Consider the following 13,312-nt stretch of genomic DNA (forward strand, 5'->3'; position numbering starts at 1 on the left):
GAGCCTTGCGAAAGCCCTTCATCCGGAGAGAGCCTGGAGGTGGAATAGGTGATGTTAAAAGGTCTTCCTGCAACTGTTACTGTTGAAAAACAAAGGAGTAGCAGGAGGTATAGGATAATTTTAATTGCATTTATATAGTTGATAGCAAACAATTTTAGGGTTACCAGCAAATATATGGTAAATATGATAGGGTTTCTTCACCAATAACTATTCGGCCGGGTAGTATTGTTTTAACCAACTGATTACTTTCGCAAACACATCCATGGAAGCTGTTAGTCCCATCCCGTGTTTTTCTGCGGGATACAACTCAAATTGTGTTGGGATATGCAATAACGTTAGTTTGTCATGCAGTTTTTTTGCCTGGCTTACATCTACCAGCGGATCTTGCCCGCCATGGAACAGGATAGTAGGTACGCCGCTGGCTTTCGTGAGTTGGTGATAGGGGCTGGCGTCAAAGGCAATTTTGGCGGCGGGATCGGATTCGCCCAATAGGCGGGCCACTTTTTCATCGGCATCTTTATTTTCCTGTCTTACTTTTTTATCCGTGAAATCTGTTGGTCCCCATAAGTCCACCACTGTTTTCACCTGACGTAAACTATCGCAGGCATAGGCGTACTGCATAGCGAGATAAGCGCCGGCGCTACCGCCTATCAGGGCAAACTGGCTGCCGTCGAATGGCAGTTTGCCGGATTTGGAGGAGATGAACGCCAGTGCTTTTTTTACATCGTCCAGTTGGGCGGGGTAAATGTTTTGATGGTCCCGGACCAGGCGATAGTTCATGGATACTACGCCGTAATGCAGCTTGCCGACCAGTTCATCGATGAGCTGTTTGGGAAATTCTTTTTTATCACCGCCTGTCCAGCCGCCGCCATGGAGGTATACAATTATTTTTGTGGCAGGCGAATGATTCTCCGGCAGATACGCATCGAGGGTATTATCTTCTCCGGCGTCGCCATAGGGCACATGGCGCAGCGTCATGTAATTGGCGCTGCTGGCTACCGTCGGTAGGGCGGTGCCGTTGTTCCCGTCGCGGAGGTTGTTTTTTTTCAGATAACTGATGAGTGCTTCCGGGTGATCGCTCTGCATGCCTTGTACGCCTTTGCTTAACACTGCATTCCAGGTGGCGGGACCTTCTGCCGGCGTTTGTGCATCCAGCCATATGGATACGCCATGTTGCCGGGCCACGGCCAGCATGGCGCTATCTGTGACATTGTCTAATACCGCGATGGAGATGTTGTTCAACAGATAATTCAGTTGCGCCGGCGTAGTTACTTCCTCTGGGACGCTGGTCATCAGTGGCATTTGCGGCGCTGCTGCTCTCCACGATTTATATTGTTGCCTGCTATTGAGGTACACTACTACCTGTTTCTCCATCCCTGCGGCCTGTATTTGTTTCCAGGCTTCGGCTACATCGGCCTCTTTGAAATCGAGGTAGATGTTCACTTTCCCTTTGCTGGCACGTAAGGCTTCTGCGAACGTGGGCACGTGGTAGTCTTTTCCGTCTTTGCTATTGACTTTTAACTGTTTGATTTCCGCCCAGGTGAGGTCAGCGACTTTTCCCTTGCCGTTGGTCATACGATCTACGGTAGCGTCGTGCATGAGTACCAGTTGTCCGTCTTTGGTGGTGCGGAGGTCCAGCTCTGCGTAGTCGGCGCCACATTGAATGGTGGCGGCAATGGCGGCCACCGTATTTTCGGGCATGTCTACATGGTTGCCGCGATGGGCGACTACCACAAATTTATTTTTGGTAGCGGGCAGCAGCGCTGCCTGTTGTGCAAGGGTGTTTTGCATCAACAGGCAGGCGCCGGCAAAAATGAAAAGGTGTTTCATCATGATTACAGGATCTTTTTAGTATCGGTTACGAATACACGGGTACTTATCGTATAGGTGCCGCCGGTAGGGTTCATATATTGAAGGTCCACGTAAAAAGCGCGGTAGCCGCTGGCAGGCAGGGGCGTAATTACTTTTACGGTTGACTGATGGGCTTGTCCCAGGCTTTGTGAAGACCATTTCTCATTGCGGAAATCCAGGTCGGTGGAGTTGGCCGTCCATAAGATAACGTCTACCAGCTGATCGGCGGTAGCTTTTGCGGTGAGCTTTACGTTACCGCGGCGGGTACTGGTCGTCCAGCTGCAGGCGGGATAAGGCTGTTGTGAAAGCGTTGTGCCAAAGAAAGCGCTGAGTCCTTCGAAGGCATGTTTTTTATCACCCAGGTTATGGCCGGCGTTGGGGGTGTAGTTGAGCATATTTTTTCCGGGGATGCTGTCGAGGTAATTTTTAATGTTGTCTACTACCCAGTATTCATCGTTGGTGCCCATGAAAATCATTTTAGGCATGGTGAGCAGCTGCCGATAGGCATAAGGATCTATCATGGTGTTGATGGCTTGTCCGCCTTCGGTGTGGGCTGCCTGCGGAATGCCCAGTTTTACATAGTCTTCAATCTGAATACTGTATTCTTTCCATGTTTTGATTTGATAGTCGAGGCTAACGGGCATATTCAGTACGTCGATCACCATGGGGGCAATGGCCGCTACGCGGTTGTCGTTTGCGCCGGTGAGCCAGGTTGTCCAGCCACGTTTGGAGGCACCGGACACCACGAAGCGCTGTACGTTTTGCGACAGCCTCTCTTTGGAGAAGGACTGTACGGCGTCCATGGCACGCACGGCGCTTTTTACCATCGGAAACAGCAGCGGCCAGGTATAGTCGCCATCTTCTTTAAACTGATGAAGGGTATAGGAGATCAGGGCGTCTTCCGTCAGATTTTTAAAGAGTGGCTGATTGGGTGTCTGTCTGAGTACGGCGGTAATGGCTTTATTTGTGGTTGCCATGGCTGCTATTTGCTGATACAGTTCATCCGTAGGGCCGTTCCAGTTAGGCAATCCGTTTTTAACAGAACCGCCGGTGATGAACAGCAAGGCGCCGTCATAGCTAACATTGGCGGGTACAAAGATGGCGAGCTGGTGTGTCCAGGTATATTCCCGCCATTGCTGCGAGGTGAGTAAAATACTGTAGCATTTTACGTCTTTGATATTGAAAGAGTCTTTCAGTTCATAATGGAAGGAGGTGTCTCCGTTGTTCAGGTAGCTTTTCAAAGCAGTGGCCGGGGTAACGGTTTGCTGGGCAAACGCCGCTACTGCGAGAAGCAGGCTGACAAATAATGCGGTGGTTGTTTTCAGAAAGCGTTGTTTCATATGCGGGTGAGTGATTTTAAGTAAGATAAAAAATGTTTACCATGGTTTGCCGGTACCCTGAATAATCCAGGGTTTAGACCAGGGACTGTTTTGCGGGCCATTGGCGCCAAAAGCGGATGTTGCCGTTACTTCCAGCCGTTTCAGGGCTTCGGCAACATTGGCTTTATTGAGGTTTCTTTCGTCCAGCATATAGTATAGTCGTACGGGTAATACGGGTGCTTTGGCATAAGGGCCGGCGTGTAAGTTGGGATATCCGGTGCGTTTATAGTCCGCCCAGGCCTCTGTGGCGGCGGTCCAGCTGGCGATCCATTTCTGTGTGATAATCTGTTCCTGTGTGTTGTTGAATTTTACAGTAGGTTGAGACAGATAGGCAGAGAGATGGCCACTTACGCCCCAGGCGCTGAAAGAAGCCTGTATGCCCGCTTTATAATGCGTTTCAGCGTCACCGGCAGCCCAGCCTTTTACGGCAGTGGCTTCGGCGAGGATAAAATGCATCTCTGCAGCGGAGATCAGTCGGGCTTTCAGCAAGGGCCCTTTGGCTTGTTTGTAGATATCGTTGAGCCAGGATACATGCGGATTCCGGGAAGCCTGTGCTGCGTCCGGGCTTAAATTATATACCGCAGGGCCGGGGATGGCCGGTGGTATGCCTACGTAGTTAACGTCCTGGTTGATATCGTTGATGGTAAGACCTTTAGCGGCCAGCACATCGGGCGAAATGTATCTTACTTTCCTGTTTTCTCCGTTTACGACGGTATCTACTGTTTTGTATACGTTGCCGGTGCCGGGAGGCTTGGTATCGTCTACTACGAGGAAGCATTGTACTTTATTGGCCCATACGCCCAGGCGTGGATCATGCAATGATTCCAGGCTGTTAACGAGGGTGTTGCACATTTTCAGGCGGCGGTAGTTGCTGCTGTCGCTGTCATACGCCGCGTTGGCTGGCCAGGAGTCGGCGTTGCTGTTACCAGGGAAAGACATGGTCGCATCGTCTGCCGCGTCGGTGATGACAGGGTATTGGGAAGGATTGCCGGCAATTTTCTCTATGCCTGCCCTGGCAATGGCCGGTAGTTTCTCCGACAGGCGCATATAATAACGTAAGGCGAGGGAATTAGCCATTTTACGCCACTTTGCGGGATCGCCCTGGTAGTACACGTCCACCGCATCAATCGGGGAGGGATAGGCGCTCTTAGGCTTGGAAAGCAGGATGTTGGCCCTTTCCAGGTCAGCGAGTATGCCGGTATAAATTTCCTGTTGAGGGTCATAAACCGGCGTGGTGGCAGGTGGACCGTCTTCTCCTTTTAATGCCTGCGAATAAGGCGCGTCACCCCACAGGTCGGTGATCAGTCCAAACATCATGGATTTCATCACCAGGGCCACGCCTTGCTGTAACTCGTTTTGTAAGGTTACGGCGCGGTTATATACCAGCTGATTATTGCGCAGGATATCGTAGTAGGCGGTCCAGCTATTACTGCCGCCCCAGTCGTATTCATTGTGGGTGGTGGTCCACCCGTCTTTTTGGGTATGTTGCATCACGCCGGCCATGTCCTGATAGCCCAGGGTCACAATTTCAATGCCTGCCTGCGTTAGCACGGTAGACAGCACAAGGTTCGGATGAATGGTGGCCGGATTGGAACCATTGGGGTTCTCATTCAGTTTCATCAGGTCCTTTTTACACGAGGAGATGGAGGTACCTAATAAACCAAGGCAAAGTATCATTGATTTAGTCGCTATTTTCATGTTGCGGAGTTAAATGAGCTCTTAAAAAGTGACGTTTAGTTTAGCGCCCATGGGAATGGACCAGGGGGTGACGTTGTATCTTTCAATACCCTGCATGAACTGCATGCCTGACCCTTGTACCGTGGTAGATGGCTGATAGGCGTTTTCCGGGTCAATACCAATTTTGGCGGCCGTCCACAGGATGATATTTCTGCTGTAAACGGAAACACTGGCCTGCTGCACTTTCACACCGGAGAGCAGGCGTTTCGGTATTTCATAGGAGAGCGATACTTCCCGCAGCTTCAGGTAAGAAGCGGGGAACAGGAAGGCGCTTGTGAAAGACCAGGCCGTGCTGCCTGCATAGGGAAGGGTAGTGGTACCGGGACCGCCCAGGTTTTCAATATAGCCGGTAGGGTTACCATTGGCATCGTATCCCTTTGCTCTCACACCAGGGATAAACACGCCGCCATAAGGCAGCACATAAGGACCATAGGCAAATCCATAACCGTTGTATTCCGGTGTAGGACCACCCACTAAAGGAAACTTATTGCCGCTGGGGATAACCAGTTCATCCTGGTGACTCACCAGATAATCTCTCAGTTCCTGCCCCTTCATATTACCGGGATTGGTGAGTTTATCGAGGAAAAGCCGGGAGTTGCCTTTCTCTTCTCCGTAGCGGTAAGTCTGGGAAACGAAGTCGCCGCCGTTTCTCCAGTCGAAAGTCATGCTGAGGGTAAAGTTTTTATAGCTCAGTGTCGTTTGCAGGCCCATAATAAAATTAGGGTTGAAGTTGCCTATTTTATTACGCGCATTCGTAGCATCCAGGCTTTGCCATTTACCGGTATTATCCAATAGCGGATAGCCGTAATAGGGAGATGATTTATCCGTAACGGTTACCAGTTGTGCATCGTAAATATCGCCGATGTCTTCTCCCACGTAGGTCCATGCGCCGCCTTTACCTTCCTGCCAGAGCGTATAATAAGGCAGGTCGTCAGGGAGGGAAATGATCTTTGTTCTGTTACGGGTGAAGTTCATGTTCACATCCCATTTCCAGTTTTTCTGTTGCAGGGGCGTGCCGCCCAGGGTTAATTCTATGCCACGGCTTCTCAGCAGACCGGCGTTGATGTTACGGGAGGAGAAACCAGAGGAGGGGGCCGTTTTAGGACTGAAGATCTGGTTTTTGTTTTCCACCATGTAGTAGGTCACTGCAAAACGCAGACGATTCCTGAACAGGTTGATATCGGCGCCACCTTCATAGGAAGTAGCGATTTCCGGTTTCAGGAAAGGGTTGAGCAGGTTGCCGGAAGTAGATAACCGCGGAATATTACCCCAGGCGCCGACGTTATACAGGGTAGCCAGCAATTGATAGGGAGACGCGTCGTTACCAACCTGGGCGGCGCCGGCCCTCAGTTTAATCAGGTTAATATCATCGGAGGTAAGGTGCGCCATTTCATTCACCAGCAAGCTTAGTGAAGCCGCAGGATAGAAATAGGCTGCTGCATTCGGCAGGGTGCTGGACCAGTCGGTGCGACCGGTCACATCCAGATAGGCCATGCCTTTATAGCCTACGTTTAGCATACCGTAAATGCTGTTCACCCCTTTTTCGAACAGCGTGCTGTTATAGTTTAGGTTTTGTGGCGCGATGTTCTGAATAGTGTATACTCCTGGTGTATTTAAGCCGGTACCATCTTTGGTGGATGTGATAATGTTTTTGCCGGTCTGATAGCGTTTGTTGCCACCTGCAGAAACAGAGAAGTCGACGTCGCCGATATCTTTCTTGTAGGTCAGCAACACATCGATATTACGTTCGAAGTTGCTGAGATTGATGATGCCATAAGCCCCACCGGGATTGTTGATGTAGCTGTTGGCAATTTTGGTTTCTCTTTTTTCCTGGTAGGTATCCAGTGAATACCGGGCCATGAAGCTAAGGGAAGGCAGTATTTTCCAGTCGGCCCGGATATTGCCGAATACACGGTCTCTCACAAATCCATTCTTCACTTCATATGCCAGGAAATAAGGATTGTTGAATACGCCGTTGGCCTGTGTGCGTTGTTGCAGGCCTTCCTGGCCGGGCATCCAGTAGTCTTTCAGGTCGCGTACATCGATATGCGGAGATATGGTGTATACGGCCTGTAGGGGATTGGCGCCTCTGTCGCCGGCCGGGCGGTTATTGGAATGGGTGCGGCTGAAATCCATGTTGGCGCTGAAGCTTAGTTTTGAGTGAAGCTGTAGGCTGGAGTTCAGATTGAGTGCATTTTTAAACAGGTCGGTATTAGGGATAATGCCTTTGCTGGTCATATTGGCGTAGCCAACGCGATACGCGATTTTATCATTGTTGTTTGCCAGGGAAACAGCCGTGGTGGTGGTCATGCCGGTGTTTACAAAATTTTTCGCGTTGTCTTTGTGTGATACCAGTGGCATGGGGATGGACTTGCCGTTCTGATCTTTGGGGCTGTTCCATTGCACTTCTTCATAACCCATGTCCAGCTCTGCTCCGAAGGTGGCATCAATATTTTCTGTAATAATGGTGCCAAACGGATTGGTGAGCATATTACCGCTGCGCGACACCGGAATGCCGGAGAACTGTCCGGAGCCGAATTTGGTTTGCCATTTCAGGAATTTGTAGGGAATGTCGAATACGGTATTCACGGAAGCGTTGACGGTAGCGCGATTGACTTTTTTACCGGTTTTGGTGGTGATGAGCACTACGCCGTTGCCTGCGCGGGAGCCATACAATGCGGCAGCGCTGGGCCCTTTCAGGATGGTAATACTTTCAATGTTGTCCGGATTAATATCAGCGATAGCGTTGCCATAATCTACCTTGTTGTCCTGGCCGATCTGGCTGACGTTATTCACCGTATTGGCCAGCGGTACGCCATCTACTACAAAGAGCGGCTGGTTGTCGCTGCTGAGGGAGGTAGCGCCGCGGATGATCATGCTGACGGAGGAGCCGGGGCCGCCGGTGGAGTTGATGGTAACACCGGCTACTTTACCGGACATGGAATTCAGCAGGTTTTCCTGTGTGACGCGGGTAAATTCTTTGCCGCCGACTTCTTCCACAGAGAAGCCCAACGCTTTCTTTTCTCTTTTAATGCCGAGGGCGGTGACGAGCACCTGTTCCAGCTCTTCTACTTTTTTTTTCATGACAACCGACAGCGATAGTTTGCTGGAGTCATTAATCGTATAGCCTTTCAGGGTATCTGTCGTATAGCCGGCATAGTTAAAGATAAAGCGATAAGGGCCGCCGGCAGGTAGTTTCGGGAAAGTGAAAATACCTTTTTCGTTGGTCAGGGTATTGGCCAGTACCTGATTGTCTGCATTCTCTACTCTTACCATTACACGTGCCAGCACTTCGTTGTTGGCGTTTTTGATAATGCCGATGGCAGCAGGATGTGTATGTTGCGCCAGCAGGCTGCCTATACATAACTGCGACAACAGGAGCAGCCAAATCGTTTTGGTGGGACGATCTTTTCGGGATTGTCGGATGTTTACACGCATAAATATTTCTTTTTTAGGCAAAAGGAATCTCTGGCAGCCTTTTCAGGATGCTGTTACTTACAGTTAAAGATGATTATACCCGGCTTACGGTGTTAGGTAGATGATGTTATTTGTTTGCTTCATCGTCAGGTTGTTTAACGTGGCGATGGTAGACAGAAAATCGGTCAGGGATTCTTTGCTACTATCGAATGTTCCGGTAAAACTCATATCAGTGAGCGTCCCTTCCTGGCATTGAATAGTGAGGTGATATTTCTCTGACATCAGCCTGAAAATATTGACCAGCGGTTCATTGTTGAACGTGAATATTTCGTTTTCCGGTTTTGCGATCACCTGCTTTGTCGGAGTACGCACGGTTCTGTTGACTACCGCGGTCATTTTCACGGGGTCGAAAGAAAGGTCCTCGCCGGGCAGCAGATAGGTGGTTTTCATCCCTTTAATGCCTGCGACGCTGTCTGGTCGCACCCTCACCTTACCACTGATCAGTTGCACCCGGATAGGCCCTTTCAGGGCGTTCCAGGCGGTGACTTTGAAAACGGTCCCTAAAGCGGTGGTGGCCAGGTTGCCGGCATGCACGGTAAATGGTTTGTTTTTGTCGGGGGCTACGTTGAATACGGCTTCTCCCGTTAAAAATATTTCCCTGTCGGCAACGGCAAAAGAAGGCCGGTACTTCAACAGGCTGCCCGGCGCCAGATCTGCCTGGCTACCGTCTTTCAAACGGAGCGACATTATTTTCCGCGTGTGATTGACCTGTTGTACATAGGTATCTGGTGTTGCCACAGCCTGTTTAGCAGGTGTTGCCGCCGCCATCGGCGTCGCTGGCCGGCGATGATAGCCGTGCCACACAAAACCGGTCAGGGCAGCACCCAGTACGGCGGCCGCGGTCCATTTATAGTAAAGGGTCTTCACCTTCTTCTTTTGCCAGGTACGATTTTCAATGACGGTCAGCATTTTATCGGAAACGTCGGTGGATAAAGTGTGCTCCGGGTGAAAAGAATGCCAGCTCTCTTCCGTTAGCCAGGGCTGCATCGCTTCCGGATGTTCCGCGAAATAAGCGGTGACAGCCTGTTTTTCTGCTTCGTTACATTCTCCCCGGAAAAACTTCTCAAATAAGGTTGCTGGATGCTTCATATGTAGTATTCGTTTGAAAACAGTAAATCCCTCACTGCTTAACAATAAGTAAATATTCGGGTAAGAAAAAGGCTCAGCAAAGCCAGGCAACAATGGCCGATAATAACAATAACAGGGAATCTTTTAGTTGCCGTATGGCGCGTACAATATGATTTTCAACCGTTTTGGGAGAGATGGACAATTGTTTGGCGATCTCTTTATGTGGAAGTCCTTCGAAGCGACTAAGTTTAAAAACATTTCTCCTGATGGGTGACAGCTGTTCTATACTGTTATATATCCGCGTTAATTCCTCTTTTACAGTAAGGTCTGTTTCCATGTGCCAGTCGGGCGTTTCCCGGACCATGGTCTCGGTATGACGGTTCCTGACCTGTTGTTTGCGTAAGAGGTCCGTCATCACGCTTTTGGCTATACGGAAAAGCTGTGTGGAGATATGATAATGGGTGGATAGTTTTTCCCTTTTTTCCCAAAGTAGGATGAAAGACAGCTGTACTGTCTCTTCCGACAGGTAAGCGGAATGTGTACATTTCAATACGTAGAAATAGAGTTTTGTATGATATTGTTGATATATCATTTTGAAACGCTCAATATTTCCATTCTTTATATCCTGTACGATACTTTCCATAATGACCGCAAATATCTAATGGACCTAAACAAGATACAAGGAATTGCTGATTATGTTATTGTTATTTTGGCAGCTTCTTATCGCTTCAGTTTCAATACTAACGGAGCTGTAGCTACGCCGGGAATGGTGACGGTGACAGACAGGTCCAGCGTAGAATCGCTGACACTTTCGATCCAGTGTGGATCATTGTTGCCTTTTTCGTTTGTGAGCAGAAATACCGCATCATATACGTCCAGTTTCCAGGTGCCTGCATTGCCGGCAGTAGGCAGTATCAGGTCTGTGCAGCCTTTGATATTGAATTTGCCATCGGCGCCGAACTGATAGGTGTTGGCAGTGGTACAGGTAAACAATGCACCGGCCTGGCCTAAGAGGGGCGCCAGCTTAATGATGCTGGTGCCGGCGGGAACACTCTGCCCGCCAAGCTTTACCGGAACGGCCAATACAATATCTTTCTGTTGCCAGTTACCTGCTATCAGTCCGTATCTGGCAGATTTATCCGGGGCCGCGTCCTTGTTCTTTTTACACGATACCATCAGCAGCTGTCCCGCTGCCAATAGCGCCAGTACTTTTACAGGGATAGAATTACGCATAACTTTTTACATTAAATGATAGGGATGATGAATAACTTGCTGCAGCAGCCTTTACTATGTATTCGTTTGGAAAAGATAAATCCCTCATCTGGTAACAATTAGTTCATATTGTAAGCGGCTAAATGTTCTATTGCGGTTAATTTTAATATTATTGTATATTAGATCAGGGATCATCAACACATGTGCTATTACCGGCAATATTATCCGTCTGTTCAACTGGCAGACTTCATCGAATGCTATTGGGTGCTACAGGCACCGGATAGATTTATGGATGCGCCAGACCGCTTAATACCCGGCGGCCGTGTGGAACTGATCTTTAATTTTGGCGACCCGGCCGATTGGCTGATAACAGCTGATAATCCCCGAGGCACCCGTCTGAGCGGGCCGGTGATGATGGGACAGCGCAACCAGGTCTTTTATGTGAAAAGTACCGGTAAAGTCAGGCTGCTGGGTATGCGTTTTAAGCCAGGGGGACTGGCATCATTTACCCGAGTACCTGTTTCCGAGTTATTAAATGTGCTGTTGCCGGCAGAACTGCTGTTAGGCAAAGCCGTAAATAGCCTGGAGAGCCGGTTGTCAGATTGTTCGGATGATGCAAAACAGATACAGTTACTGGAGACTATACTGAAGACCGAATTGAAAAATACACCGACAGATCTGTTGGTGGTTAACCAAACGATAGCGATGCTTCGCAACAGCCGTGATGATATATCTATTGACACTATCTGCCAGCAAACAGGGTGGTACTATAAAAAGCTGGAGCGCATTTTCCTGAAAAATGTGGGCTATACGCCGAAGCATTACCAAAAAATACTTCGTTTCAATAAAGCCGTCAGGTATATGCGGACCACCAATACGCTGACGGATGTCTGTCATGCATGTAATTACTTTGACCAGGCGCATTTTATTCGTGATTTCCGGTTGTTTACGGGTACCACTCCCAGCCAGTTTAAAAAGGAGGACAATAAAATAGCAGATATTCTCATCAAACATCAGGTTGTCTAAAATATACAATTCTACGCCGGAAAAACCGCATAGCTTTGATGATGATACTAAACTTATATCATGTCGGATTTTAAACCGGTTTCCCGGACACTTTTAGCCGCAGGATTACTTTTTGCAGGTATTGGCTGGTATTTGTCCTTTAGCTTGTCAGCGCACATTTGGTGGCTGCTATGGGTGGCGCCGGTTCCGATACTGTATTTTGCTTTACGCCTTAACAGCATATGGACATTCTTCATAGCTTTTGCCGCGTACCTGATAGGAAGGCTTAGCTGGGTGCCTTATTTGCAAAGTATTTTACCTTTGCCGCTGGTGTTTTTGTTTACACTGTTGTTTCCCCTGATTTTTGCGTTACAGGTGATAGTGGCCAGAAGAATCATGCTTGCTTATAGCCATTGGTCCACGGTATTTGTATTCCCTGTTTGGGTGACAATGCTGGAGTATATCAGCTTCGTTACCACCAGGGACGGAACGGCTGGCAGCATCGCCTATACGCAATGCGATTTTTTACCGGTTGTGCAAATGGCTGCATTGACAGGCATACAGGGGATTACGTTCCTGGTTACTTTTTTTCCTGCGGCGATAGCGTTTATCATCTACCGGTATCAGCGAAAACAATCTGTCCGGACACTTTCCTTTGTGACCATTGGCATTTTTGTAGCTGTCATGGTGTGGGGTGTTGTGCGTTTGAATCAAACGGCTGCTGCTACGCAGTCATTACAGATAGGTATGGTCGCTATTGATAAACGGGCATATCACCGGGAGCATACAAATGGAGAGGACAGGGATTTGTACCTGGCCAACCTTTACCTGCGCCACGTAGGAGAATTGGCAAAGCAGGGGGCAGCGATCGTGGTGTTCCCTGAAAAAATGTTTACCGTAAGCAATAACCGCCGTTCGGGTTTTATGCAGCAGATGATAGATACCGCGAAGGCGCATCGTGTATGCATCGTGGCGTGTGTGACGCAGCAACAGGGAGCCTATTACGAAAACAGGGCCTGGGTGATCGGAGAGGATGGCGCGTTGCTGGCAGATTATCAGAAAGTACATTTGTTTCCAGGGGAACTGCTGGATAGCCTGACACCAGGGAAGGAACCAGGTTTGTTTCTCCGGAATGGCGCCACAACAGGTGTGGCCATTTGTAAGGACATGGATTTTCAGCAATACATCAGCAGATATGGCAGGGCAGGTAGTGGTGTTTTATATGTGCCAGCCTGGGACTTCGAACGGGATGGCTGGATGCATAGCCGGATGGCAATGATGAGGTGCGTGGAAGGCGGTTTTGGAATGGTAAGAAATGCCAGACAGGGCAGGCTGACGATCAACGACTATTGCGGCCGGGTTTTGTACGAGGCCAATAGCGACAAAGGCACGCCGGTATTGTTATCCGGCAATATTAACATACAACACTATGCTACACTGTATAACAAATGGGGTGATTGGTTCAGTATCTTAAATGCCATTGCATTCCTGGTAAGCCTCCTGCTATTGGCAAAAGCCAGGCGGAATGCCCCTGAGAAACCTTCAGGAAGATAACATAGGGCAAGAAGCTTTTACTTTTAGTC

General features: G+C 49.1%; 9 protein-coding genes. 2 read left to right on the plus strand and 7 right to left on the minus strand.

Annotation, left to right across the window (positions count from 1 at the left end; translation table 11 throughout):
- Positions 1-207 precede the first annotated feature (207 nt).
- The 7 genes from ICL55_RS04625 to ICL55_RS04655 all read right to left on the minus strand — a co-directional run bounded on the left by ICL55_RS04625 (position 208) and on the right by ICL55_RS04655 (position 10,745).
- A complete protein-coding gene (locus ICL55_RS04625; RefSeq protein ID WP_188094863.1) occupies positions 208-1,833 on the minus strand; it encodes a glycerophosphodiester phosphodiesterase family protein in 1,626 nt (541 codons plus the stop codon).
- Positions 1,834-1,835: 2 nt separating this feature from the next.
- Complete coding sequence (locus tag ICL55_RS04630; RefSeq protein WP_188094864.1) at positions 1,836-3,191, minus strand: PhoPQ-activated pathogenicity-related family protein; 1,356 nt, start codon at positions 3,189-3,191, stop codon at positions 1,836-1,838.
- Between the two features lie 36 nt (positions 3,192-3,227).
- Complete coding sequence (locus tag ICL55_RS04635; protein ID WP_188094865.1) at positions 3,228-4,928, minus strand: SusD/RagB family nutrient-binding outer membrane lipoprotein; 1,701 nt, start codon at positions 4,926-4,928, stop codon at positions 3,228-3,230.
- 21 nt (positions 4,929-4,949) lie between these two features.
- Entirely contained in the window at positions 4,950-8,405 is a 3,456-nt protein-coding gene (locus ICL55_RS04640) for a SusC/RagA family TonB-linked outer membrane protein (RefSeq protein ID WP_188094866.1), read from the minus strand.
- A gap of 84 nt (positions 8,406-8,489) precedes the next feature.
- Complete coding sequence (locus ICL55_RS04645) at positions 8,490-9,533, minus strand: FecR family protein (protein ID WP_188094867.1); 1,044 nt, start codon at positions 9,531-9,533, stop codon at positions 8,490-8,492.
- A 73-nt stretch (positions 9,534-9,606) separates the two neighbouring features.
- A complete protein-coding gene (locus tag ICL55_RS04650) occupies positions 9,607-10,155 on the minus strand; it encodes an RNA polymerase sigma-70 factor (RefSeq protein WP_188094868.1) in 549 nt (182 codons plus the stop codon).
- Positions 10,156-10,232: 77 nt separating this feature from the next.
- On the minus strand, positions 10,233-10,745 hold the full coding sequence (locus ICL55_RS04655) for a hypothetical protein (protein WP_188094869.1): 513 nt from the start codon (positions 10,743-10,745) through the stop codon (positions 10,233-10,235).
- A gap of 180 nt (positions 10,746-10,925) precedes the next feature.
- Between ICL55_RS04655 and ICL55_RS04660 the strand changes: the two genes are divergently transcribed.
- Both ICL55_RS04660 and ICL55_RS04665 read left to right on the plus strand, forming a co-directional pair.
- The gene (locus ICL55_RS04660) at positions 10,926-11,750 is read left to right on the plus strand and encodes a helix-turn-helix domain-containing protein (protein WP_188094870.1); all 825 of its coding nucleotides are present in this window, start codon (positions 10,926-10,928) and stop codon (positions 11,748-11,750) included.
- 60 nt (positions 11,751-11,810) lie between these two features.
- A complete protein-coding gene (locus ICL55_RS04665; protein WP_188094871.1) occupies positions 11,811-13,283 on the plus strand; it encodes a nitrilase-related carbon-nitrogen hydrolase in 1,473 nt (490 codons plus the stop codon).
- Positions 13,284-13,312 lie beyond the last annotated feature (29 nt).

It is taken from the genome of Chitinophaga varians (assembly GCF_014529945.1).
Classification (GTDB): Bacteria; Bacteroidota; Bacteroidia; order Chitinophagales; family Chitinophagaceae; genus Chitinophaga; species Chitinophaga varians.